This is a genomic window from Kibdelosporangium persicum (assembly GCF_013280595.1).
GTDB lineage: Bacteria > Actinomycetota > Actinomycetes > Mycobacteriales > Pseudonocardiaceae > Kibdelosporangium > Kibdelosporangium persicum.
On record NZ_JAAATY010000007.1, the window covers coordinates 118,985 to 143,404 of the forward strand.

21 protein-coding genes and 1 pseudogene are annotated in these 24,420 nt (G+C 67.3%); 11 read left to right on the forward strand and 11 right to left on the reverse strand.

Going from position 1 to position 24,420, the window contains the following annotated elements; translation table 11 throughout:
• Positions 1-192 precede the first annotated feature (192 nt).
• The 3 genes from GC106_RS15045 (at position 193) to GC106_RS15055 (ending at position 2,243) form a co-directional block, all read left to right on the forward strand.
• The gene (locus GC106_RS15045; RefSeq protein WP_173130135.1) at positions 193-1,182 is read left to right on the forward strand and encodes a hypothetical protein; all 990 of its coding nucleotides are present in this window, start codon (positions 193-195) and stop codon (positions 1,180-1,182) included.
• Between the two features lie 385 nt (positions 1,183-1,567).
• Positions 1,568-1,846 (forward strand): type II toxin-antitoxin system Phd/YefM family antitoxin, encoded by a 279-nt coding sequence (locus tag GC106_RS15050; RefSeq protein WP_173130138.1) that lies wholly within the window; start codon positions 1,568-1,570, stop codon positions 1,844-1,846.
• Positions 1,839-2,243 carry a type II toxin-antitoxin system VapC family toxin gene (locus tag GC106_RS15055; protein WP_173130140.1) on the forward strand — a complete coding sequence of 135 codons (405 nt, stop codon included), beginning with the start codon at positions 1,839-1,841 and terminating at the stop codon, positions 2,241-2,243. The genes GC106_RS15050 and GC106_RS15055 overlap by 8 nt, the downstream gene beginning before the upstream one ends.
• A gap of 47 nt (positions 2,244-2,290) precedes the next feature.
• On the opposite strand, the gene GC106_RS15060 is transcribed toward GC106_RS15055, so the two are convergent.
• A complete protein-coding gene (locus GC106_RS15060) occupies positions 2,291-2,968 on the reverse strand; it encodes an MBL fold metallo-hydrolase (protein ID WP_173130143.1) in 678 nt (225 codons plus the stop codon).
• 103 nt (positions 2,969-3,071) lie between these two features.
• Between GC106_RS15060 and GC106_RS15065 the strand changes: the two genes are divergently transcribed.
• Positions 3,072-4,325: an acyltransferase family protein gene (locus tag GC106_RS15065; protein WP_312872659.1), complete on the forward strand. Its 1,254-nt coding sequence runs from the start codon at positions 3,072-3,074 to the stop codon at positions 4,323-4,325.
• Here the strand turns inward: GC106_RS15065 and GC106_RS47755 are convergent.
• Positions 4,256-4,975: pseudogene (locus GC106_RS47755) on the reverse strand (maleylpyruvate isomerase family mycothiol-dependent enzyme); the annotation flags it as partial. The gene GC106_RS15065 and the pseudogene GC106_RS47755 overlap by 70 nt on opposite strands.
• Positions 4,976-5,172: 197 nt before the next feature.
• On the opposite strand from GC106_RS47755, the gene uvrA reads away from it, so the two are divergent.
• The 5 genes from uvrA to GC106_RS15095 all read left to right on the forward strand — a co-directional run bounded on the left by uvrA (position 5,173) and on the right by GC106_RS15095 (position 10,759).
• The gene (gene uvrA / locus GC106_RS15075) at positions 5,173-8,031 is read left to right on the forward strand and encodes an excinuclease ABC subunit UvrA (protein WP_173130149.1); all 2,859 of its coding nucleotides are present in this window, start codon (positions 5,173-5,175) and stop codon (positions 8,029-8,031) included.
• Positions 8,032-8,300: 269 nt separating this feature from the next.
• Positions 8,301-8,888 (forward strand): hypothetical protein, encoded by a 588-nt coding sequence (locus tag GC106_RS15080; protein ID WP_173130152.1) that lies wholly within the window; start codon positions 8,301-8,303, stop codon positions 8,886-8,888.
• 126 nt (positions 8,889-9,014) lie between these two features.
• Positions 9,015-9,569 (forward strand): sigma-70 family RNA polymerase sigma factor, encoded by a 555-nt coding sequence (locus GC106_RS15085; RefSeq protein WP_173130155.1) that lies wholly within the window; start codon positions 9,015-9,017, stop codon positions 9,567-9,569.
• Positions 9,566-10,267, forward strand: a complete 702-nt coding sequence (locus tag GC106_RS15090) for an anti-sigma factor family protein (RefSeq protein ID WP_312872660.1) — start codon at positions 9,566-9,568, stop codon at positions 10,265-10,267. Before GC106_RS15085 ends, GC106_RS15090 begins: the two co-directional genes overlap by 4 nt.
• Positions 10,268-10,759: an SRPBCC family protein gene (locus tag GC106_RS15095; RefSeq protein WP_246365737.1), complete on the forward strand. Its 492-nt coding sequence runs from the start codon at positions 10,268-10,270 to the stop codon at positions 10,757-10,759. It abuts the gene before it with no gap.
• Positions 10,760-10,803: 44 nt separating this feature from the next.
• Here GC106_RS15095 and GC106_RS15100 read toward each other — a convergent pair whose 3' ends face one another.
• On the reverse strand, positions 10,804-12,159 hold the full coding sequence (locus tag GC106_RS15100) for a cation:dicarboxylate symporter family transporter (RefSeq protein ID WP_246365738.1): 1,356 nt from the start codon (positions 12,157-12,159) through the stop codon (positions 10,804-10,806).
• A 129-nt stretch (positions 12,160-12,288) separates the two neighbouring features.
• Here GC106_RS15100 and GC106_RS15105 point away from each other — a divergent pair, with 129 nt between their 5' ends.
• Positions 12,289-13,845, forward strand: a complete 1,557-nt coding sequence (locus tag GC106_RS15105; RefSeq protein WP_173130161.1) for a sensor histidine kinase — start codon at positions 12,289-12,291, stop codon at positions 13,843-13,845.
• A gap of 166 nt (positions 13,846-14,011) precedes the next feature.
• Complete coding sequence (locus GC106_RS15110) at positions 14,012-14,689, forward strand: response regulator (protein WP_173130164.1); 678 nt, start codon at positions 14,012-14,014, stop codon at positions 14,687-14,689.
• Positions 14,690-14,840: 151 nt separating this feature from the next.
• On the opposite strand, the gene GC106_RS15115 is transcribed toward GC106_RS15110, so the two are convergent.
• From GC106_RS15115 to GC106_RS15150, 8 genes are all read right to left on the reverse strand, one after another.
• The gene (locus tag GC106_RS15115) at positions 14,841-16,337 is read right to left on the reverse strand and encodes a beta-N-acetylhexosaminidase (RefSeq protein ID WP_173130167.1); all 1,497 of its coding nucleotides are present in this window, start codon (positions 16,335-16,337) and stop codon (positions 14,841-14,843) included.
• On the reverse strand, positions 16,334-17,200 hold the full coding sequence (locus tag GC106_RS15120) for a carbohydrate ABC transporter permease (RefSeq protein WP_173130170.1): 867 nt from the start codon (positions 17,198-17,200) through the stop codon (positions 16,334-16,336). The genes GC106_RS15115 and GC106_RS15120 overlap by 4 nt, the downstream gene beginning before the upstream one ends.
• Positions 17,188-18,132: a carbohydrate ABC transporter permease gene (locus tag GC106_RS15125; protein ID WP_173130173.1), complete on the reverse strand. Its 945-nt coding sequence runs from the start codon at positions 18,130-18,132 to the stop codon at positions 17,188-17,190. The genes GC106_RS15120 and GC106_RS15125 overlap by 13 nt, the downstream gene beginning before the upstream one ends.
• Positions 18,132-19,442, reverse strand: coding sequence for an extracellular solute-binding protein (locus tag GC106_RS15130; RefSeq protein WP_173130176.1), 1,311 nt, complete (start codon positions 19,440-19,442; stop codon positions 18,132-18,134). Before GC106_RS15130 ends, GC106_RS15125 begins: the two co-directional genes overlap by 1 nt.
• A 176-nt stretch (positions 19,443-19,618) precedes the next feature.
• On the reverse strand, positions 19,619-20,734 hold the full coding sequence (locus GC106_RS15135) for a lactonase family protein (RefSeq protein WP_173130179.1): 1,116 nt from the start codon (positions 20,732-20,734) through the stop codon (positions 19,619-19,621).
• Positions 20,735-20,762: 28 nt separating this feature from the next.
• Positions 20,763-22,175, reverse strand: a complete 1,413-nt coding sequence (locus GC106_RS15140) for a GntP family permease (protein ID WP_173130182.1) — start codon at positions 22,173-22,175, stop codon at positions 20,763-20,765.
• Positions 22,176-22,188: 13 nt separating this feature from the next.
• Positions 22,189-22,827, reverse strand: coding sequence for a bifunctional 4-hydroxy-2-oxoglutarate aldolase/2-dehydro-3-deoxy-phosphogluconate aldolase (locus GC106_RS15145; RefSeq protein WP_173130185.1), 639 nt, complete (start codon positions 22,825-22,827; stop codon positions 22,189-22,191).
• Between the two features lie 3 nt (positions 22,828-22,830).
• Positions 22,831-24,420: an N-acyl-D-amino-acid deacylase family protein gene (locus GC106_RS15150; RefSeq protein ID WP_173130188.1), complete on the reverse strand. Its 1,590-nt coding sequence runs from the start codon at positions 24,418-24,420 to the stop codon at positions 22,831-22,833.

The window sequence follows — 24,420 nt, forward strand, 5'->3', positions numbered from 1 at the left end:
GATCGGCGGCCATACGCCATTCGGGTGCCTCGCTGTCGCTCTGGCGGATCAGTGCCGTGATTTCACTTGCTTAGCGGTATGGCTCGAACGCTCGGTAAGTGGACTATCGATGATTAGCCGGAGCATGTCGGGGGCGTGATGGGACATTATCCAAACTGTGAGCGGGCTCAGAGCCGTCGATGCAAGTGCACGATGTGTTGGGGCACGCAGCATGGCTGGAAGGATGCGGTCAAGCTTGCGAAAGATCCTGATCCGACAGGCCGGAACCGGCTGCGTTCCGCGGTTGACGATGCGTGGCGCGCCGCCTTTGTAGGCCAGAGAAACGCTACTCGACGCCCCTCGAATAAGATCAGCTATCCGAAGAAGATCGCCGGGATCGACTCCGGTATCGCCGATCTTGTCGACTGGCTGGCGCAGGACCTCGCCGCGCGCAAATACGACGCAGCCCAGCGTGTCGATCGTGTGCCTGGGCAGGGAGTCGAGCTGTCGGCTCAGGAAATGGGCGTGCAGCAAACCCGCCGGTCAGCGGCGGCCTCGTCGAATGAGTCGGACAGTGCGGCAGTGAATACAAGCTTTCTCCCGCTGGTCTCGCGTCCGTCACCTGAGGACTCGTCGCGAGGGCCGGACCCTTCGGCAGACGAACCAACGGTGATCCAGGTGGAGAAACTGGGCGATGCACTGGCCGGGCAGGTTCTCAAGGATGTCGAGCGGGCCTACCCTGGTCCTGTTCCGTCAGCAGTGAAGGTGGCGTTGGCCGACCACTTCTGGTGCGATCTACTTGCGCAATTGGCGTATGTGGTCGATAGTGGCATCAAGGTCTTCGATCAGGTGCCGGACCGTGTTGCTCAGTTGATTCTGAAGTCACGAAAGGATGCCGGTCGGCTCCCGCTCGAAGAACTGGTCGTGAAGACTGCGGTCAAGAGCGTTTGGAAGTACATCCATGGGCTTGCGATCTTCGGCTGGATCATCCCGGCTCGCACGTTTCTCCCTGTGGTGAGGACTCTGGCGGTGTTGATCTGCAAAGCTCCTGAGCGTCATCGCGCCGTCGTGCAACATTGTCTCGATCCGATGGCAGGAGAGTTGACCTCGGAAACGAAGCAAAGACTGATCAAGGTTCTGCGTGAGTGGCTTCCCCAGACAGAACGCGGACTTGAACCGGCGATAGCCTCGGCGTTCGGTTAGCAAGCCTTGTATCGACGGTCCAGTCAAGATCAAGTCCTCGGATGGGTGGATCCAGGTAGCGCTCCGTGAGACACATCCATCGAGGCCCGTTTGCTGGCCTTCAGCAAGCGGGGCCGCTTGATTCGGCGGTGATCACCAGCCGCGGGAGCGCCATTCGTCGATGTGCGGTTTCTGCTCGCCAAAGTTGAGTCGTCGCCGTGGCCTGGGCAGAACCACGTGTCGTCTGGAAGTACGTCGAACAACCGCGACGAAACGTCATCGACCAGCGAAGCGAAGTCCTCGGGCGAAGTGGTCTTGCCCACGCCGCCGGCGGACAGCGTATCGCTTCAGCGGACAACACAGCCCGTGTGTAGCGCGTGGGGCTACGCGTGGCTACACTGCAGTCATGCGTGTCATCAGCCAGCGCGAGTTCCGCAACAACTCTGCGGCCGTCATGGATGCCGTAGAGGCGGGAGAGACTTACCACGTCACTCGCAATGGTGTTGAGATCGCTGAACTGCGCCCGCTTTCCCGGAGACGGAGGCTGACGGCTGAGGAGCTGGTTGAGCGCCATCGACGGTTGCCTCGTGTCGATCACGAGCTGATGCGGCGGGAGGCTGACGAGTTCTTCGGCACGGAAGATCGCATCGGTAGCGACGATCCATGGGAGCGTCGCCGTGGCTGAGCGTGCGGAGTCGGGTGTGTTGGACACGTGCGCGTACATCGACCTCTACTTGCTTGACCCAGCTCAGTTGCCTGTTATCCCGGTGATCACTGCGATCACGATGGCGGAACTGCATCAGGGTGTGGCAATGGCCAAGACCCCGGCGGTCAGGGCGGCGCGAACAGAGAAGCTCGGTGCTGCGATCGTTGATTTCGATCCGTTGCCCTTCGATGGCGACGCGGCCACCCGGTTCGGTTCCTTGGTCGGACTGACCTTGGCTGCGAACCGTGATCCGAAACCGCGGCGAATGGATCTCATGATCGCGGCGATCGCGTCGGCTCATGGCTTACCGCTCTACACGCGTAACGCCGATGACTTCAAAGGCTTGCAGGACTTGTTGACCGTGGTCGCCATCTGAGTGTGCGTCGGGCAAGCCTGTTGCCGACGCACACTCAGGCCAACGACCTACCAGCCGCGGGAACGCCACTCCTCGATGTGCGGTTTCTGCTCGCCCAACGTCGAGTCGTCGCCGTGGCCGGGGTAGAACCACGTGTCGTCCGGTAGTACGTCGAACAACCGCGACGAAACGTCATCGACCAGCGAAGCGAAGTCCTCGGGCGAAGTGGTCTTGCCCACGCCGCCGGGGAACAGTGAGTCGCCGGTCCACAGGTGCGGGTGGCCGGCCGGGTCGCGGTAGAGCAGGGCGATCGAGCCGGGGGTGTGGCCGCGCAGGTGGATCACTTCCAGGGTGCACTCGCCGACCGGGATCGTGTCGCCGTGTTTGACGAGCACGTCCGGGGGTACCGGAAGAGGGCCGGCGTCCAGCGCGTGCGCCACCGTGTTCGCGCCGTTCGCGCCGGCGACGGCGCCAAGGGCCTGCCAGTGGTCGGGGTGTTGATGGGTCGTCACGATCGTGCGCAACCGGGGCCGGTTGCGATCGTGGCCGATGAGGTCTTCGATCCGCTCGGGATCGTTCGCCGCGTCGATCAACAGCGCTTCCCTGCTGGCGTTGCACACCAGGAGGTACGCGTTGTTGTCCATCGGCCCGACGGACAGCTTGTTGATGGTCAGCTTCTCGAGGGTCCGCCTGGCGGCCGGGCCGCCTGGTTCCACATGACCGGTGTAGTTCTCGACAACGTCCACGGTCGCCGACAGTAGTCCTTCAGGCCCTGCTCAGTGTCCTCACAGGTAGCGTCATTACGCTCCGATCACGAAGTCGCCCTTGTCCGCCGATCACTGCGAGCTCGTGACTACCACACCTACAGCGACCACATCGGAAGCGCCGAAGCGGTCCACACGCCGGATCAGCTGGGACATCCTGCGGGTGTTCGCGGTGTTCGCCGTCGTCGTCGAACACATCACCCACCAGTCCCAGATCAACCACCCTGAGCTGGCTGGATATCCTTTTGCTTTACCGCTTCAGTTCGGCGCCAGCAGCATGCTGGTGATCTCCGCTTTCTTCGTGTGCGTCACGATCGGCCGGCGTCGGTGGCTGTGGAATCGCCTAGCCCGTTTGGTGCCCGCGTACCTTGTCGCCGTACTCGCGACGTATGTCATCTCGCGTATCGCCGTGACCGTTTTCAACGGCCATACGTATGCGGACGGTAGTTGGCTGTTTGGTATACCCGTGTCCGGTGTGCCCACGCCGTACCCGTGGTATCTGCCGACCGCGCATGACCTACTCGGCAACCTGCTCATGATCCAGGCCTGGTCGCCCAGCTTCCACTGGATCGACGCCTCCTACTGGACCCTTCCCGTCCAGATCATCGCGTTCGCCTGCGCCGCCTTCCTTTTCGGCCGGCGGTGGCTCACCGCCCGCAACGCCCCGGTGTGGCTGTGGTCGCTGGTCATCGTCCCGGTCGTGCTGCGGTTCACCCTGCGCACCGACGACGCCCCGCAGTGGATCAAGTCCGTCTTCGACGGCCTGGCCCTGCACCGCGTCCACCTCTTCGGCGTCGGCATCGCCATCTGGCTGTGGTCGACCGGCCGCATGCGCGGCTGGCACCTCGGCCTTTACATCGCCGCCGCCCTGGTCGCGCAGGACGCGCACGCCTACTTCGCCGACACGCCGTCCACGATCGCGTTCGGCGTCGTCCTCCTTCTTGTCTGCGCCGCCGCGGGCGGCCCGGACTGGGACATCGCGATCGTGCGCAGGATGGCACCGGCCATCACGTGGCTCGCCGGCATCTCCTTCGGCGTGTACCTCGTCCACCAGGAGCTCGGGTTCATCCTCGCCCGGTCACTGCTGGACATCGGCGCCACCCCGCTGGAACGGTTCGCCGCCTCGTTCACCCTCGCCGTCGTCCTCGGCTGGCTGCTCACCAAGCTCGTCGAACGGCCGGCGCACCGCCTGCTGACTCAGAGCCAGGCAGGCAGGTTCGGCAGGTCACCGGCCAGCCCGGTGCCGTCGCCGCGCCCGATCAGCCAGGCCAGCACGGTCGGCGCCGGTCCGCCCACGTCCGGGGAGTCCTTGGCCGCCGCCAGCTCCCAGTCGCGCTGACGCCCGTCGGCGAGGTCCACCCGCAGGCGCACCGGCGGCACGTCGGGGCGCTTGGCGAACTCGCCGACCACCATGTCCAGCAGACGCTCCACGTGCCCTTCGGGCAGATCGCCGAAGCCCACCCCGGCGTCCAGATCCACCAGGTGCACCGAGGTCTCCTGCCACCGCAGCCACGGCACCGTGCACGCGGAGATCTGCCGTCCGTTGGCCAGCACGACCGCGTTGCCCCACGAAACGTCATCCATCTGAGTGACTGCTTCGAAGAATCTCTCCAGCGCCGCGGTCAGGTCCTCGCGCAGCAGCGCGGCCATCCGGTGCGCGCCCTCCTCGATGTCCGCGTCGCGGTCCGCCCGGCTCGCGTACATCGGGTGCTCCACCCCGGTGCGTGCCCACGTGAGCAGGTTCACCAGCGCGTCCGCGTTGCGCGCCAGGTGGGTGACCACGTGTGCCCTGGTCCAGCCGGGCAACAGGCTCGGCCGCTTCATCGCGATGTCGTCGAGCCCTTCGACGACACCCGTCAGCAGCACGGACGTCTGCCTGGCCGCCGCCGTCCCGAGCTCGGCGTACTCGGTCGCGGAGAGATCACTCCTCGGCTCCGGCAGGGAATCGTGTGGCGTGGCGGTTTGTTGCGATACGCGTGGTCCAGTCATATGTCGTAATCCCGACTTCGTTGAGCGACATCGCGCTCACGATGAGCTGATAGCGACCAGGGTACGGGTAGATCACCGGCTGTGGGGCAGACTCCAAATCGGTTTTGTCGGACCCCCGGCCTAACATGGTCGCGGCAGCCTCGATCGAACGCATATTCGAGAGCACTGGCCGAAGATCAATACCGAAGGGACCCCCTGTGGCCGACCGTCTCGTGGTTCGCGGCGCCCGCGAGCACAACCTGCGCAGCGTCGACCTTGACCTGCCCAGGGACAGCCTGATCGTGTTCACCGGGCTGTCCGGGTCCGGCAAGTCGAGTCTGGCGTTCGACACCATCTTCGCCGAGGGCCAGCGCAGATACGTCGAGTCGCTGTCGGCGTACGCCCGCCAGTTCCTCGGCCAGATGGACAAGCCGGACGTCGACTTCATCGAGGGCCTGTCGCCCGCGGTCTCCATCGACCAGAAGTCCACCAGCCGCAACCCGCGGTCGACCGTCGGCACCGTCACCGAGGTCTACGACTACCTGCGGTTGCTCTACGCGCGCGCGGGCAAGCCGCACTGCCCGATGTGCGGCGAGGCGATCAGCAAGCAGACGCCGCAGCAGATCGTCGACCAGGTGCTCGCGCTGGAGGAAGGCACCCGCTTCCAGGTCCTCGCGCCGGTCATCCGCAGCCGCAAGGGCGAGTACGTCGACCTTTTCCAGACGCTGCAGTCGCAGGGTTACTCCCGCGCGCGGGTCGACGGTGTCGTGTACTCGCTCAACGAGGTGCCGAAGCTCAAGAAGCAGGAGAAGCACGACATCGCGGTCGTGATCGACCGGCTGACCGTCAAGAAGAGCGCCAAGCAGCGGCTGACCGACTCGGTCGAGACCGCGCTGCGCCTCGCCGACGGCCTGGTCGTGCTGGAGTTCGTCGACCTCGACGAGAACGACCCGCACCGCGACCGCGGCTTCTCCGAGAACCTGGCCTGCCCGAACGGCCACCCGCTGGCGATCGAGGACCTCGAGCCGAGGTCGTTCTCGTTCAACTCGCCGTACGGCGCGTGCACCTCGTGTTCCGGTCTCGGCGTCCGGATGGAGGTCGACCCGGAGCTGGTCGTGCCCGACCCGGATCTGTCGCTGGGCGAAGGCGCGATCGCGCCGTGGGCCGGCGGGCAGACCGCGGAGTACTTCACCAGGCTGCTCACGTCGCTGGCCGAGAGCGTCGGCTTCCGGATGGACACGCCGTGGAAGCGGCTTCCGGCCAAGGCGCAGAAGGCGGTGTTGCACGGCACGAACGACCAGGTGCACGTGCGCTACCGCAACCGCTATGGCCGTGAGCGGTCGTACTACGCGAGCTACGAGGGCGTGATCCCGTTCCTCGAGCGGCGGCAGGAGCAGACCGAGTCCGACGCGATGCGCGAGCGCTACGAGGGCTACATGCGGGAGGTTCCGTGCCCCGCGTGCCAGGGAACGCGCCTGAAGCCCGAGATCCTCGCGGTCACGTTGCACCACAAGACGCAGGGCGACCTGTCGATCGCCGACGTCTGTGCGATGAGTGTCGCGGACTGCTCGGAGTTCCTGGAAGGCCTGTCACTCGGCCAGCGCGAGAAGATGATCGCGGGCGCCGTGCTCAAGGAGATCCAGGCGCGGCTGCGGTTCCTGCTCGACGTCGGCCTGGACTACCTGTCGCTGGACCGCGGTTCGGCGACGCTGTCCGGCGGTGAGGCACAGCGGATCCGGCTGGCCACGCAGATCGGCTCCGGCCTGGTCGGCGTGCTGTACGTGCTCGACGAGCCGTCGATCGGGCTGCACCAGCGCGACAACCACCGGCTGATCGAGACGCTGACCCGCCTGCGGGACCTGGGCAACACGCTCATCGTCGTCGAGCACGACGAGGACACCATCCGCACGTCCGACTGGGTGGTGGACATCGGTCCGGGCGCCGGTGAGCACGGCGGCAAGGTCGTGCACTCCGGTCCGGTCGCGAAGTTGTTGAAGAACAAGGAATCCATGACCGGGGCGTACCTGTCGGGGCGCAAGGAGATCCCGGTCCCGGAGATCCGCAGGCCGATCGACCGCAAGCGGCAGCTGACCGTGGTCGGCGCGCGTGAGCACAACCTGCGCAACCTGGACGTGTCGTTCCCGTTGGGCTGCCTGGTGTCCGTGACCGGTGTGTCCGGCTCCGGGAAGTCCACTTTGGTCAACGACATCCTGGCGCAGGTGCTGGCGAACAAGCTCAACGGCGCCCGTCAGGTGCCCGGCAGGCACACCAGGGTCAACGGGCTCGCCCACCTGGACAAGCTGGTCCGGGTCGACCAGTCGCCGATCGGCCGCACCCCGCGGTCCAACCCGGCGACGTACACCGGCGTGTTCGACAACATCCGCAAGCTCTTCGCGGCCACGACCGAGGCGAAGGTGCGCGGCTACCAGCCGGGCCGGTTCTCGTTCAACGTCAAGGGCGGCCGCTGCGAGGCGTGCGCCGGCGACGGCACGATCAAGATCGAGATGAACTTCCTGCCGGACGTGTACGTGCCGTGCGAGGTCTGCAAGGGTGCCCGCTACAACCGGGAAACCCTTGAGGTGCACTACAAGGGCAAGACCATCTCGGAGATCCTGGACATGCCGATCGAGGAGGCGGCCGAGTTCTTCAAGCCGATCAACTCGATCCACCGGCACCTCAAGACGCTGGTGGACGTCGGCCTTGGCTACGTCCGGCTCGGCCAGCCCGCGCCGACGCTGTCCGGTGGCGAGGCGCAGCGCGTGAAGCTGGCCAGCGAGTTGCAGAAGCGCTCGACCGGCAAGACCGTGTACATCCTGGACGAGCCGACGACCGGTCTGCACTTCGAGGACATCCGCAAGCTGCTCGGCGTGATCAACGGCCTGGTGGACAAGGGCAACACGGTGATCGTGATCGAGCACAACCTCGACGTGATCAAGAGCTCCGACTGGATCGTCGACATGGGCCCGGAGGGCGGCTCGGGCGGCGGCACGGTGGTGGCCGAGGGCACGCCGGAGGATCTGGCGGACATCGAGGACAGCTACACCGGCCAGTTCCTCAAGCAGGTGCTCAAGGTTTAGGCCGAACGGGCGAAACGGCACGTGGGTCGACGATGTCCGAGGACATCGTCGACCCACGTGCCGCTCAGCGACCCGAGAGGCATCCTGACGGTCGTGCGCGGATGGGCGGGCCCGGCCACGCCGGCGCCGGCCGGCAGCACCCGCCGAAAAGTAGGACCAATCCGCGCCGTGAACTGCTTCGAACTGGGTTGAACCACTTCTGACCCCTCCTCGTGTGTGTGGGTGAACGAGGTCGCCGCGAAGGGCGGGGCCACCACAGGAGGTTAGTCATGAAGGGCGCTCGTGTCGGCGTGCTGACTGCCATCGCCGGTTTGGGGCTGCTGGGCCTGACCGCTTGCAGTGGCGACTATCCCGCCCCCAGGGTACAGATTCCCCCGCAGCAGCAACAGGAGTTGCCCGTCGAGGACGGTCCCAGGCCCACCCTCGTCGCCGCGGAGGTCTCGTCACTGGGCAAGGTGGTGACCAGCCAGCAGGGCATGACGCTCTACCGGTTCGACAAGGACAGTCCGCAGGTGTCCACCTGTTACGACGCCTGCGCCAAGCAGTGGACGCCCTTGTTGGCCGAGGGCAAGGAGATCACGTTCACCGGTGTCCCGCAGAACATGGTGCGCACCACCAAACGCAAGGACGGCACCCGGCAGATCACGATCAACAAATGGCCGGTGTACATGTACGCCAAGGATTCCGCGCCCGGTGACGCCGGCGGGCAGGGCATGGGCGGCACGTGGTTCGCGGTGACCCCGGAGGGCAAGAAGGCACAGGGCCTCGCGACCCAGGCGGATCAGCCGCAGCAGCAACAACAACAGCAACCGAAACCGCAGCGGGCACCGGCCGGCGACTCCGGTTCCGGCTACTGACGCGCGAGCGGAGGGAATCACGTCGTGAGCGCCTCACTGGCCTTCGCAGGAGGCCCGCGATCACCGGTGGTCCGTCCAAGTCCAGTAACCTCCGCACCGACTCGATCCCCAGCGGAGAGGAACCTGGTGACGACCCCAGGCTGGTGGCCGCGGCGATCGCGGCGCGTTCGTGGTGAAGACCTTGTCCGGTCGTTGTACAACGAGCACGGCGCGAGCCTGCTCGCGTACGCGACCCGGTTGACCAACGACCGGGCGGCGGCCGAAGACATCGTCCAGGAGACATTGCTGCGCGCGTGGAAGCACTCTGACGCGTTGACCGCCGAGAAGGGGTCGGTCAGGGGCTGGTTGCTCACTGTGGCACGCAACATCGTCACCGACCGGGCGAGGGCCCGCGCGGTGCGGCCGCCCGAGGTGGCCGAGGTGACGGAGTCGCCGTCGGTCGAACGGGACCACGCCGACCAGATCGTGGACTCGATGGCCATGCTCGGCGCGTTGGACAGCTTGTCCCCCGAGCACCGCGACGTACTCGTGGAGATCTATTACAAAGGCCGCACGGTCACCGAAGCCGCACAGGCGTTGGGCATCGCGGCGGGTACCGTGAAGTCAAGATCCTATTATGCATTGCGTGCCCTACGGGCCGTGATGTCCGGCGGCAAGACAGGGACGGAGGTGCCCCGGTGAGCAATCCACACGTGAGCAACCAGCACGATCACTCCTCGCTCGGGGCGTATGCCCTCGGGGTGCTGACCCCGCGCGAAGCCACGGAGGTCGAAGCGCACCTGCGGTCCTGCCCGGACGGCAGGCGTGAGGTCGCCGACCTGGTCAACCTGCGCACGGCGCTGGACACGGTGCCGCCGGAGGCGTTCATCGACGGCCCGCCGCCAGGGGGCGATCTGCTGCTGCAGCGCACGCTGCGCCGCGTTCGCGCCGAGGAGGGCCAGCAGCCCGCCGCGCGGCCCTCGATGGGCCGTCGCCTCGCCGCGGTCGCGGCGGCCGTGGTGATCGCCGGCGGCGCGTTCGCGGGTGGCATCGCTCTCGGCGGAGGGGACCCGAGCACGCCCGAGCCCCCCGGTGTGGCGTTCGCGGCCACGGACCAGGCGTCCGGCGCCACGATGGACGTGAAGGTCGAGCCGTTGGCCGGCTGGGTGAAGGTGCACGCCAAGGTCAGTGGCATCAAGCAGGGCGAGCAGTGCCAGCTGATCGTCACCGCGAAGGACAGGACGCAGCGCAGCGCGGGCAGCTGGCTGGTGACCGAGAAGGGCGAGGACGGGGGCACCACGCTGCAAGGCCCCGCGCTGGTCGCCCCGGAGGACGTCCAGTCGGTCGACGTGATCACGTTCGACGGCCGCAAGCTCGTCTCCGTGCCGGTGAACCTCTAGTTGACGCGGCAGGACTCGCAACCGCGGGGTGGCGTCCGGCTGACGCCGCTCCGCGGTGGCAACCGCTACCGGTTCCGTAGCCTGTGGACGCTGCCCGTGCCGGCGGGCGAGGTGTTCGACGTGGTCACCGATCCGGGCACGTATCCGTTGTGGTGGCCTGACATCCACGGCGTCGGCCGGATCGACGACGACACGGCTGAGGTCGTCTGCAGGTCCGTTCTGCCGTACGCGCTGACTTTCCGGCTGCACCGGGCCGAGGAGGACTTCGACCGGGGCCGGATGCTGGTCGGCATGACCGGGGATCTCGAGGGCTTCTGCCGGTCCATTTTGGTGACCCACCGGCGCCGGGTGACGTTGGAGATCACCCAGGAAGTCGTGGTGAACAAACGGTTGCTCACACTGCTGGCACCGGTCGCCAGACCGGTGTTCCGCGCCAACCACGCCGCGATGATGTGGCGTGGCCAGCGCGGGCTCCGCAGGTTCCTCTCGTGAGTGTTTATCAGGGTTAGAACCCGGATAAACACTCACGAGGGGGTTCAGGCGTGGGCGGGTTCCTTCTTGGCGCCTTCGTCCTCGTCGTCCTCACGCACGGCGTGCTCGTCGACCATCGTGGCCTCGTCGAACGGGTCCTCACCGGACAGCACGCGCTTGGCCTGGTCCCGGTCGAACTCCTTGGTCCACGTGCCCAGCAGCACGGTGGCGACGGCGTTGCCGGTGAAGTTGGTCAGCGCACGGGCCTCGGACATGAACCGGTCGATGCCGACGATGAAGCCGACGCCGCCGACCAGTTCCGGCCGGTGCGACGACAGACCGCCCGCCAGCGTGGCCAGGCCCGCGCCGGACACCCCGGCCGCGCCCTTCGAGGCGATCATCATGAACAGCAGCAACGCGATCTGCTCGCCGAAGCTCAGCGGGGCGTTCATCGCCTCGGCGATGAAGATCGTCGCCATGGTCAGGTAGATCATCGTGCCGTCGAGGTTGAACGAGTACCCGGTCGGCACCGTGATGCCGACGACCGGGCGGCTCACGCCGACGTGCTCCATCTTCGCGATCAGCCGCGGCAGCGCACTCTCCGAAGAGGACGTCGAGAAGATCAGCAGGTACTCCCGGGCGAGGTACTTCATCAGGGAGAACAGGTTGATCCGCGAGACGATCCACAACAGGCCGGCCAGCACCACCGCGATGAACAGCACACACGTGATGTAGAAGCCGAGCATGATCACCAGCAGGCTCTTGAGCGCCGCGGCGCCGGTCGCGCCGACCACGGCCGCGATGGCGCCGAACGCGCCGATCGGGGCGGCCCACATGACCATCGCCAGCACCTTGAAGACCAGCCGCTGGACGTGCGAGATGCCGCGCAGCACCGGCTTGCCCTTCTCGCCGAGGGCCTGCAGCGCGAAGCCGACCAGCAGCGAGATCAGCAGCGTTTCGAGCACGTCACCGCTGGTCAGGCCGGACAGCAGGGTGGTGGGGATGATGCCGAGGATGAACTGGGTGGTGTTCTCCTGGGCCTTGACCTGGGCCTGGCCGGACTTCGCCACCTGATCGGTGATGGTCAGCCCGTCACCGGGGTGCAGGACGTTGCCGACGATCAGGCCGATCGTCAGTGCGACGAACGACATCGCGATGAAGTACCCGATCGCCAGGCCGCCGACCTTGCCAACCCGCGCGGCCTGCCTGATCGAGCCGATGCCCAGCACCAGCGTGCAGAAGATGATCGGACTGATCATCATCTTGATCAGCGCGACGAAACCGTCACCGACCGGCTTCAGCGCGACACCGGTCTTCGGGAACACCAGCCCGACGATGATGCCGAGAATGACCGCGATGACAACCGCGATGTAGAGGTAGTGGGTGCGATCCCGGCGGGTACGCCCCTCGACTGTGGACAAAACAGGCCTCCTGGGAAGGCATGACGGCGACTCTTGGTCTGGCGAATTGGTTGTGCAGACTATCCGTGGCGATATGACACGGGTCACGGTTGTGTTCATTTCGGTCGCGCGTCGCGGAGGTTAACGGTCATGCGTGAGTGGAGTCTGGCCCGTCAGCTGATGGTGCTGCAGGTCGTGATCGTGGCCGTCATCGTCGCGGGTGGATCGATACTGGCCTACCTCGACGCGGCCAGGAACACGGAGGACACCGCGCGGCGTGAAGTCGTCGCCGTGGCCAAGTCGGTCGCGGACGCGCCCACCTTGTTGACCGCGCTGGCCACGCCAAGGCCGACGGACATCCTGCAGCCGTTCGCCGAAGACGTACGTCACGACACGGGTGTCGATTTCATCACGATCATGAATCCGGACGGGATCAGGTTCACCCATCCCAATCCGCAGGAGATCGGCCGCCATTTTCTGGGCAACACCAAGGACGCTCTGGAAGGGCGGGTGCTGACCGAGACATTTGTCGGAACGCTCGGGCCGTCGGTCCGCGCGGTCGTCCCGGTATTTTCAGCCGATCGTGTCGTGGTCGCATTGGTGGCCGTCGGGATCACGGTCGAGGCGATCGCCGACGAACTGTCCGAACGCATCGTCGCCGTTGTCGTGGTCGGCATCGCGGCGCTGGGCGCCGGCCTGGTCGGGACGTACTTCGTCAGCGCCCGCGTCCGCAGGCAGACCCGGGGGATGGGGCCCGCGCGGCTGGGCCGGATGATCGACTACCACGAGTCCATCCTGCACGCGGTACACGAGGGACTGTTGCTGTTGGACCGCCACGGAACCGTGACCCTGTGCAATGACGCCGCCCGCGACCTGCTCGGCGTGTCCGAGGACGTCGAGGGCAAACGGTTGTCGTCGTTGGGGCTCCCCGCATCCCTTGTGGACGGCCTGTTGTCCGACGGTCCCGTCCGTGACGAGATCCACCTGACCGACCGGCGGGTGCTCGTGGTGAACAAGTCGGAGTTGCCCACGCACGGCGCCGTGGTGACGTTGCGGGACCACACGGATCTGCAGGCGCTGACCGGGGAACTGGACTCGGTGAAGGGCTTCGCCGAGTCGCTGCGGTCACAGGCGCACGAAGCGGCCAACCGGCTGCACACCGTCGTCTCCCTGATCGAGCTCGACCGGACCGACGAGGCCGTCCGGTTCGCGACCGAGGAGCTGGAAATCGCCCAGCAGCTGACCGATCGTGTCGTCGGGGCGGTGGGGGAGCCCGTTCTGGCCGCCTTGTTGCTCGGCAAGACCGCTGAGGCGAGTGAACGCGGTGTGGAACTCGTGATCACCCCGGACACACACATCGACGAGACCACGCTGCCCGGACGCGATCTCGTGACGATCCTCGGCAACCTGATCGACAACGCCCTGGACGCGGCCGTCGAAGGGACGCAACCGCCGCGGGTCTTCGTCACCGTGCGGAAAACCGGCACCGACGTCGTGGTCAGGGTCGCCGACACCGGCCCCGGCCTCGACGACGAGACGTCCCAGGCGGCCTTCACCCGTGGCTGGTCTACAAAGGATTCGAATCGCGGCTTGGGGCTCGCGTTGGTCGGGCAGACCGTGCGCCGCTACGGCGGGACGATCGAGCTCGGGCAGGACGTCGGCGCTGTGTTCACCGTGCGGCTGCCACTCCCGGCGACGACTACGTGACGTGATGGTGTGACGACTCAGTGAGCGGAAAACCGCTGGTCAGTCACACGGCGGACGCGTCCCGTTCCGATCGGTGGTCAAGCGCGCCCGAATACCGCCCGGATGGGCTCGTGGGAGACACTGTTCGGCGGTAGGCCGGACGAGCCGGCCCCGTGAGGCTGTCGAGATGATCAGGGTTTTGGTGGTCGAGGACGACCCCGTAGCCGCCGACGCGCACCGGCTCTACGTGGAGCGGGTGGCGGGCTTCTCGGTGTCCGGAGTCGCCCACACCGGGGCGGAGGCGAAGCGGTTCGTCGAGCAGCACCCGATCGACCTGCTCCTGCTGGACCTCTACCTGCCGGACGCGCACGGCCTGCAGATCAGCCGCGCGTTGCGGGCCGCCAACCCGAACATCGACGTCATCGCGGTGACGTCCGCGCGTGACCTGGCGATGGTCCGGGCCGCGGTGTCCGCGGGCGTGGTGCAGTACCTGCTGAAACCCTTCACGTTCGCGACCCTGCGCGACAAACTGGAGCGCTACGCCCAGTTCAGGAACACCGTCACCGCCGCGGGGGAGGCCGCGGGCCAGGCCGACGTCGACCGCGCGCTGGCCACGCTGCGCGGCACGGACGGCATCGGCCTGCCGAAGGGCATGAGCGCGGACACCCTGGACTCGGTGGTCGCCGCGCTGCGGGAGACCCCGGAAGGCCTCTCCGCGGTGGGCGCCGCGACTGCCGTCGGCATCTCGCGGGTCACGGCCAGGCGCTACCTCGAGCACCTGGCGGACACCGGCACGGTCGTCCGGCGCCCGCAGTACGGCCAGGTGGGCAGGCCGGAGCTGTTCTACCGGCTCGCGGCCGGCTGACCGCCGTGTCCACCTTTCCAGCACCCCGTGTCGCACGTTCCGGCACCCCGAAATGCACGTTCCGGCACCATGAAAAGCCCGGTGCAGCGAGTCTTGGGGAATTTCAGGGTGCCGGAGTGGTGGACACGGGGTGCCGGAGTGGTGGACACGCCTAGGTGGGCAGGGTGCGGATTCGTCCGGGGACTCCGGGACGGGTCTGCCATGGGTGTGGGCCGGTGAGCGGCCGGTACTCCACACCCATGGCATCCAGCCTGGCCAGGTGGTGGTTGACCAGGCGGGCTTCGAATTCCCGGTAGGACCGGCCGTCCGGCGACGACCAGACGACCTCGGCGAACGCCGCGAGCCGGGGGAACGTGGCGTAGTCGACGCGCCGCGGGTTGTCCAGGTGCTCGGTCCAGACCTGCGCCTGCGCGCCGAGCACGTGCCGGTGGAACTCGGGCGCCAGCGCCGACGGGATCGGCTCGTAGCGGTAGACGTCCTCAAGCGTGTGCAGATAGCCGACGGGGATCGGCTCGTCGGGGTGCTCGGCCTGGCGGTGGTCGAGGTAGACGTGCTGCTCGGGGCACATCACCACGTCGTGGCCGGAGGACGCGGCCGTCACGCCCGCTTCCTCACCGCGCCACGAGGCGATGATCGCGTCTTCGGCGAGGTCCCCGGCGTCGAGGATCTCGTCCCAGCCGAGCGACCGACGGCCTCGCTCCGCCAGGTGCGCCGCGAGCCGGCTGACGAACCAGCCGTGCAGCTGGACTTCGGACGTGAACCCGAGCTCGGCCATCCGCTGGGCCGCGGCCGCGCTGTCCTTCCACTGCCCGGTCGGGACCTCGTCGCCGCCCAGGCAGATCACCGGGCTGTCGAAGATCTCCACGACGTGGTCGAGCACGGTCTTGAAGAACTCGATGGCGAAGTCCGAGACGTTCAGGATGTTCGGGTTGATGCCCCAGTTGCGCAGCACCGACAGCTGCTCGTCGGTGTTGCCGAGCTTCGGGTACGCCGCGATCGCCGCCTGGCTGTGCCCGGGGACGTCCACTTCCGGCACGATCGTGACGTGCCGTTGCTTGGCGTACGCCACAAGCTCGCGCATGTCGTCGGTCGTGTAGAAACCGCCGTGCGGACGGCCGTCGTGCTCCGTGGTGCCGTCAGGCTGACGGCCCACCCACGATCCCGTGCGCCACGAGCCGACTTCCGTCAGCCGCGGGTACGCGGGGACCTCGATGCGCCACCCCTGGTCGTCGGTCAGGTGCAGGTGCAGCACGTTCAGCTTGTGTGCGGCCATCTGGTCGATGAACCGGAACACCTCGTACTTCGGCATGAAGTGCCGTGCCACGTCCAACAGCACGCCACGCCAGCCGAACCGCGGCGCGTCCTCGACCGTGCCGCACGGCAACGTCCACGGTCCACTGTGGATCGATGCGGCCCTGAACCGGTCGGCTCCGTGGAGCTGGCGCAGGGTCTGCGAGGCGTAGAACGCCCCGGCCTCGTCGGCGGCTTCCACCTGGACGCCGTCCTGCGTGATCGTCAGCCGGTAACCCTCGGCGGGCAGCGTGTCGGTGAACCCGACCGACGGCTCCACCGGGGCGCCGGTGATCAGGCTCTCCCCGGTGGGCCGCACCGAGGAAGGCCGGGGCAGGAGGCCTTCGAAACCCGTCATCCCTTGACCGCTCCTGAAAGTCCGGACGCCAGGTGCCGCTGCACGAAGATGAAGAAGATCAGCACCGGGATCGTCATGAGTGTCGCGCCGGCCATGATTCCGCCCCAGTCGAGCTCTTCGGGCTTGTAGAACACGCGCATCGCCTGGGGCAGCGTGCGGTTGTCCACATCGGAGAAGATCAGCGTCTGCGCGAACAGGAAGTCGTTCCACGCGTGGATGAACGCCAGCACGCTGGTGGCGACCAGGCCCGGCGCGACCAACGGGAACAGCACCTGCCAGGTGAACCGCAGGCGGCTCGCCCCGTCCAGTGCCGCGGCTTCCTCCAGTTCGGCCGGGACAGCGGCGACGAACCCGCGCAGCATCCAGATCGCGAACGGCAGGCTGAACGCCAGGTTCACCAGCACCAACGGCGCCAGCTCGTTCAGGCCGAGCGCCGGAACCGCCGAACCCGCCTGCTGGACCATGAAGAACAACGGGATGGTCAGCGCCTCGACCGGAACCATCTGGGCGACAAGCAACATCACCAGCAGCACGGTCCGGCCCTTGAACCGGAACCGCGTCAACGCCACCGCGGACAGGAACGACAGCAGCATCGACAACGCCACCACGCACAGGGCGACGATCGCGCTGTTGACGAAATACCGCCCGAAGCCCTGGGAGTCCAGCACCCGCTCGAAGCTGTCGAAGCTGGGCGCGAACGTCCACGGCGCCGGGGACTGGATCTCGCCGGCGGGCTTGAACGCCGACAACACCATCCAGTACAGCGGAACCGCCACCAGAGCCGCGATGACGCAGCAGGCGATCTCGGCGATCAGCCGGCCGGGACGGCGGCGCTTTCTGACTGGGCGACTCACGGTTGCCATCCGGACCTCCGTTGCGTCCGTAGGTACACGACCGTGATCAGCATCAGCAGGATCGTCATCACCACGCCGATCGCCGCGCCCAGGCCGTATTCCTCACCGGCGAACGCCTTCTGGTAGGTGTAGACGTTCAGCACGAGGTTCTGGCCCGCGATGCCGCCGCCGTTGGTCATCACGTAGATCTGCGTGAAGATCTTGAAGTCCCAGATGATCGACTGGATCGTGGCGATCACCAGCAACGGCTTCAGGATCGGCAGGATCACCTGGGTGGCCGTGCGGGTCCACGTGGCGCCGTCCAGCTGGGCCGCCTCGATCACCTCGGCCGAGATGTTCCTGATGCCCGCGTACATCGTCATCATCACGAACGGGAACGAGCACCAGATGACCTCGGCCGCCACGAGCCCGAACGCCGAAAGCCGGTCGAAGGTCCAGGAATGCCCCTGCATCCCGAGGATCTCGTTGACCACGCCGAAGTCCGCGTCGAACAGGAACAGCCAGATGTACGAACCGGCCATCGCCGGAGTCGCCCAGGCACCCAGTGCCGCGAGGAAAAGCAGCATCCGGGGCACGGTCCGGACACGCGTGGCCAGGATCGCCAGACCCGTGCCGACCAGCAGGCTGCCGATCACGCACACCGCGGCGAAGAGCACTGTGGACACCAGCACGGACCAGAACTGGTCGTCGCCGAACAGTTCGATGTAGTTGTCCAGGCCGATGAACACCAACGGTTCGGCGCCGCTGGCCTGTGGCTGGTTGTACTCGTACAACGAGATCTGCACGAGCTGGTAGAGCGGGTACGCCATCAGCGCCAGCAGCAGGACCCCGGCGGGCAGCAGATAGAGCGCCGCCGCCCGCCCGTCGCGCTTCTTGCGGACAGGCCGCTGCGGCGCCGGAACCTCCAGTTCGGGCGCCGCAGGGGCGATCTGGGTCGTCATCAGCTTCCGAAGGCCTTGTTCATCTCGGCCGCGGCCGCGTCGGTCGCCGCTTCGAGCGACTGGCCGCCGGTGGCGATCTGCTGGATGGCGGTCGGGATGACCGACTGGGCGTCGATCTTGGTCCACGCCGGGGTGGCCGGGACGAACCTCGTGCCCGCCTGCGCGGTCTTCACGAACGGTTCCAGGGTCTTGTCGGCGCTGGCGACCTGTTCCTGGACGTCCTTGAACGTCGGCAGGTTGCCCATCGCGGTGTACATCTTCTGCTGGTACTTCTTGCCGCCCAGCAGCTTGATGAACTCCAGCGACAGCGTGTGCTTCTTGCTGGCGCCGAACACGCCGAGCAGGTTGCCGCCGGCGAACGCGGGCGCGATCGAGCCGGAGTCCTTGCCCGGCAACGGCACCACCGCGTACTTGCCCTTCACCGCACCGGCCTCCACGGCCTTGCGGTTGAAGTCACCACCGATCGTCATGCCCGCCTTGCCGCCGGCGAACTGCGCCACCGACTGGCTGCCGGTCAGCTGCGCGCACGCCGAAGGCGGGCAGATGTCGTCCTTGAGCAGTTCGGCGTACTGGCGAAGGCCGTCCCGCGCCTGCTGGCCGTTGATCGACGCCGTCCACTTGTCCCCGTCCTGTTTGGCCAGATCACCGCCGTTGGCCCAGATGTACGGGAAAGCCGCGTAGATGTACTTGCCGCCGGTGGCGATGCCGTACAGGTCCGGCTTGGCCTGGCGGATCTTGCGGGCGGTCTCGGTCAGCTCCGCCAGGGTCTTCGGCGGCTGCAGGCCGAGCTCGGAGAACACGTCGGTGCGGTAGTACAGCGCGCGAGTGCCGGTGTACCACGGGATTCCGTACGTCTTGCCCTTCACCTTCGCGGTGTCGAGCACCGACGGGATCAGGTCCTTGCTGTCCGTCCAGGCTCCCAGGTCGGCCGTCAGGTCCGCGAAACCGTTGGACGCGGTGTAGCCCGCGAGGTCGGTGTTGCCGAACTCGGCCACGTCGGGCGAGGAGTTCTTGTCGTTGAAGGCGCCGTTGAACCGGGACGCCCTGCCGTCGACCGGCAGGTACTCCACGGTGACCTTGACCCCCTGGTGCGCCGCCTCGAACTCCTGCTTGGCCTCGTTGACCACGGCCTCCTTGGGGCCGTTGCTGGCCTCCTGGAACAGCCACACCTTCAGCTCACCGGTCATCTCGCCGACCGGCTGGCCGGCGTTGCCGGTCTGCTGCGGCTGGTTGTTCGCGGCCTGCGGTGGTCCACACGCGACGACCAGCGCTCCGACAGCGGCTGCAGCGAGCACACCTTTGATCTTCATTGTTCCTCCGGTTGCGTCTGATGCAACGCGCGTTTCACATACGGCAATGTCGCGATGCTAGAACGGACAATTGCCCGGCACAAGGGTCTAAACCAATGCCGTTACCGCAGGTAAACCTCGTGAGTGTTTATCAGGGTTCTAACCCCGACAAACACTCACGAGGGGTGAGCTGGGGGTTACCTGAAGGAGACGATGCCGACGTTGTCCACCGTCACCGAACCCGCTGACGTGCCCAGCTTTCCGGTGCCCGGGTCACGGGGCAGCCAGTTGATCGTGCCGGTGCGTTGGTTGGACACATACACCCAGTTGCCGTTCGGGTGCAGGGTGAAGTGCCGTGGCCACGTGCCACCGGTCGGTGTCGTGCCGGCGAACGACAGGCTTTTGCCCTGCTCGCCGACCGTGAAGGTGGCCAGGCTGTCGTGGCCCCGGTTGGAGGCGTAGACGAACCGGCCGTCCGCCGACACCTCGATCTCGCCGGGGAAGTTCTCCGGCGGCGTGGCGTCGCCCAGCGTGCTGATCACCTGGCCGGGCGTGAACCTGCCCGCCGCCGCGTCCCACGCCGCCACGGTCACCTCCGACCGCAGCTCACCCAGGATGTAGGCGTACCTGCCGTTCGGGTGGAACGCCAGGTGCCGCGGGCCGAGGCCGACCGGCAGCCTGAGCTGCTGGTTCAGCTTCAACTTCCCGGCCGTGCCGAGGCTGTACACGTACACCGAGTCCGCGCCGAGGTCGACGGCGACGATCCACCGTCCACTCGGGTCGGTGACGACCTCGTGCGCGTGCGCGGCACGGTTGTCCCCGGTGTGCTTGACGACATCGGTCACGGCGCCGACCCGCCCGTCGGCCCGCAGCGACAGCACGGAAACGCTGCCGCTGCCGTAGTTGGCCGCCAGCAAGTGCCTGCCGTGGATGCTGATGTGCGTCGGGTGCGCGCCGTTCACGTCGGCCGAGTTGAGCACCTTCGGCCGCTGCGGATCGGCGATCGTGTACGCCGTGACCTTGCCGGGATCGGACTCGATGGTCGAGTACAGAATCCGGCGGTCCCGCGAGTACGTGAACCACGACGGGTCCACGATCCCGGGGATGCCGCCGGTCAGGGTCAGCTTCCCGGACACCGGGTCGACGGTGCCGACCGAGAAGCCCGGTCCGACCGGCGGTCCCCAGCTGGTGAAGCTTCCGATGTAGACAGTGGACACGTTTCTCCCGTACGCCGACGCCGGGACCCCCGTCGCCAGCATCAGCCCGCCTGCTCCGGCCGCGCCGAGGAAGGCGCGCCGGTTCAACCCGTTCACCGTGTGGAGATCCTCTCTGTGCAGGGTGTCAGATGAAGATCATCAAGACCGCGGCCACCAGGAACCCGACCACGGACAAGATGGTTTCCAGCACTGTCCAGGTCTTCAGCGTGTCCTTCACCGAGATGCCGAAGTACCGGGACACGATCCAGAACCCGCCGTCGTTGACGTGCGAGGCGATGATCGAACCGGCGCAGATGGCGGCGACGATGAGCGCCAGTTGCGGTTGCGTGTAGCCCGCGTTCGCGACGGTCGGGCCGATGATGGCCGCCGAGGCGGCGATCGCCGCGGTGGCCGAACCCTGCGCGATCCGCAGGCCACACGAGATGAGGTACGCCGCCACGAGCACCGGCAGGCCGACGTCCGCGAGGGATGTCTGCACGGCCTTGCCGATACCGCTGACGGTCAGCACCCGGCCGTAGAACGCTCCGGCGCCGACGACGAGCAGGATCATGGCGACCGGCTTGAGCGAGGCGTTCGCGATCGTGGACACCTGGTCGCGGGTCATTCCGCGGCGGTAACCCAGCAACCAGAACGCGAGCAGCACCGAGATGGTCAGCGCGATCGCCGGCGTGCCGAAGAACGTGGCGACACCGGCCAGGAACGTGCCCTTGTCCAGGATGATGCTGCCGAACGTGCCGATCAGGATGAGGATCAACGGCGTCGCGATGATCCACACGACCGTGCTGAGCCTCGGCTCGGTCTTCGCCGGGGCGGTGGCGGTGCCCGGCTTGTCGCCGGTGACCTTGGTGGCCTCGAGCATCTCCTCGGGCACGTCGATGTGGATGCGCTTGCCGATCCAGTTGGCGAACACCAGCCCGGCGCCCCACGCCGGGATCGCGCAGATCGCGCCGAACAGGATCACCCAGCCGAGCCCGACACCGAGCAGACCGGCCGCGGCGACCGGGCCGGGGTGCGGCGGCAGGAACGCGTGCGTCACCGACAGACCGGCCAGCAACGGCAGGCAGAACAGCAGGATCGAGCGGCCCGACTGCTTGGCGACCACGTACACCAGCGGCGCGAGCACGAAGATGCCGATGTCGAAGAACACCGGGACACCGAAGATCAGCCCGGCCAGGCCCATCGCCAGCGCGGCCCGTTTCTCGCCGAACGCCTGCAACAGCTTGCGGGTCAGCACATGCGCGCCACCGGACGCCTCCAGGATGGCGCCGAGGAACGTCCCCATCCCGATGATCACGGCGATGTGCCCGAGGATGTTGCCGAACCCGGTCTCGATCAACGATCCCGCGTTGCTCGACTGGATGGAGCCGACCAGCGTCTCCACCGGGATGCCCGCGGCCAGCGCGGTACCGACGCCGACGATCAGCAACGCGATGAAGGGCTCGACCTTCCACCACATGATCATCGTCAGCAGCAGTGCGATACCGACCGCGGCGAGCAGCAACAGCCCACCCGTCGTGTGTTGCAACCAGTCCACCATAGGACTGCTCCCTCTATTGTTCAGTGACACGCGCGGTGGCTACCGCGTCGACGAACTCGCCGGCCCGCTGCCGGATCTCGGCCAGCCGGGACTCGGCGGCCAGTGCGGGTGAGACCACGCCGCTGCCCGCGGTGACCGCGAGCGCGCCGGCTTCCAGGTACTGCGCGGCGTTGGCGGTGGTCAGGCCGCCGGTCGCCACCAGTGGCACGCCAGGGTAGGGCCCGTGCAGGTCCTTGAAGTACTCAGGACCCAGCCGCGCCGCCGGGAACACCTTGACCGCGGTGGCGCCCATGTCCACGGCGTCGGCCACTTCGGTCGGGGTCATCGCCCCGAGCACGACCGGCACGCCCTGCCGGACCGCCTCCTCGGCCACCTTGGGCCGCAAGCCGGGCGTCAGCAGGAACTTCGCGCCCGCGTTGACGGCGTCCCGGGCGTCCTGTCCGGTCATCACCGTGCCCGCGCCGAGGATCAGACCGTCCACTTCGGCCGCCTGTTCCATCAGCCGTGGCGCGTCCGGCGTGGTGAACGAGAACTCCACGATCGGCAGGCCGGCCTCGACCAGGGTGCTGCCCAGAGCGGCCGGGTCGGCGATCCGCGGAGCCCGGATGATGCACAACGAACGCCACGCCCTGAGCTCGGCGATGAGGTCCATGGATCAGACTCCCGGGTTACGCAGCGAATGACCGGGTGTGGCGCCCGTGTGGGTTCCGTCGTCGATCACCGGGACCCCGTTGACCAGCACGTACGGAATGCCGGTCGCGACCTGCCTCGGCTCGTCGAAGGTCGCGGTGTCGGCGACGGTGTCCGGGTCGAACAGCACCAGGTCCGCGGCGTAGCCCTCGCGGATCAGACCCCGGTCGGCCAGGCGCAAACGGTTGGCGGCCCGGCCGGTCAGGTGCGCGACGCACTCCTCGAGCTCCAGAACGCCCAGCTCACGGACGTAACGGGCGAGGTAGCGGGGGAACGTGCCCCATGCGCGGGGATGTGGACGCTCACCGACGAGGAGTCCGTCGCTGCCGCCGGTGTGCGCCGGGTGCTTCATGATCGCCTGGACGTTGTCCTCGTGACCGACGTGCATCAGGCACGAGGTACCCATTCGCTCGTCGATCAACACGTCGAAGTACAGGTCCGCGGGCGGCCGCCCGGCCTGCCGTGCCGACTCGGCGACGCTGTGCCCCACCAGGTGCGAGTTCGCGTCCTTGCGGACGCCGTTGATCTCGATGGAGTCCCAGTCGACGGGAACGCCGTGGCAGCCGTCGGACCCGTTCTCCTCCAGGTCGGCACGGATCTTCTCGCGGGTGTCCGGATCGGACATCCGGGCGATCGCGGCGTCCGGGCCGCCTTCGGTCGACCAGCTCGGCAGGAGCGCGGACAGATAGGTCGCGCCAGGCAGGTACGGGTACGTGTCCAGGGTGATGTCGCAGCCGTCCGCGATCGCCTCGTCCAGCAGGGCGAGCAGTTCAACGCCGCGGCCCTTGTTCACCGGGAAGTTCATCGTCGCGTGCGCCAGGTGCAGCGGGCAGCCGGAGCGGCGGGACACGTCGACCATCTCGGCGTACGCCTCCAGCGCGCCCGCGCCGTAACTGCGGTGGTGCGGGCTGTAGTAGCCGCCGAGCTTGCCGGTGACCTCGCACAACGCCACCAGCTCGTCGGTGTCGGCGTACATGCCCGGCGTATAGGTCAATCCGGACGAAAGGCCCATCGCGCCCTCGCGCATGCCCTGCGCGACAACCTCTTTCATCCGGTCCATTTCGGACTCGGTCGGCGGCCTGGCCGCCCAGCCGACCACCATCATCCGGATCGTGCCCTGTGGCAGCAGGTACGCCGCGTTCACCGCGATGCCCTGGTCGAGCCGGTCGAGGTACTCGCCGACACTGCGCCAGTTCCAGTCGAACCCGGGCGGATCGTCGTTCCAGCCCGCCAACTGGGCGCGCAGCCCGGCCAGTGTCTCGTCGTTGACCGGCGCGTACGACAGGCCGTCCTGGCCGTAGACCTCACTGGTCACGCCCTGCGACACCTTGGCGAGGTGGTCGGGTTTGGCCAGCACCTGCAGGTCCGAGTGGGAGTGCATGTCGATGAACCCGGGCGCGAGCACCAGGCCACGCGCGTCGATCACGCGGGTGGCGTCCAGTCTCCGGCCGGTCGCGATCTCGGCGATCCGGCCGGACTGCACGCCGACGTCCGCCTGGTAACGCGGGGCGCCGGTGCCGTCGACGACCGTCGCGCCGCGGAACGCAATATCCAT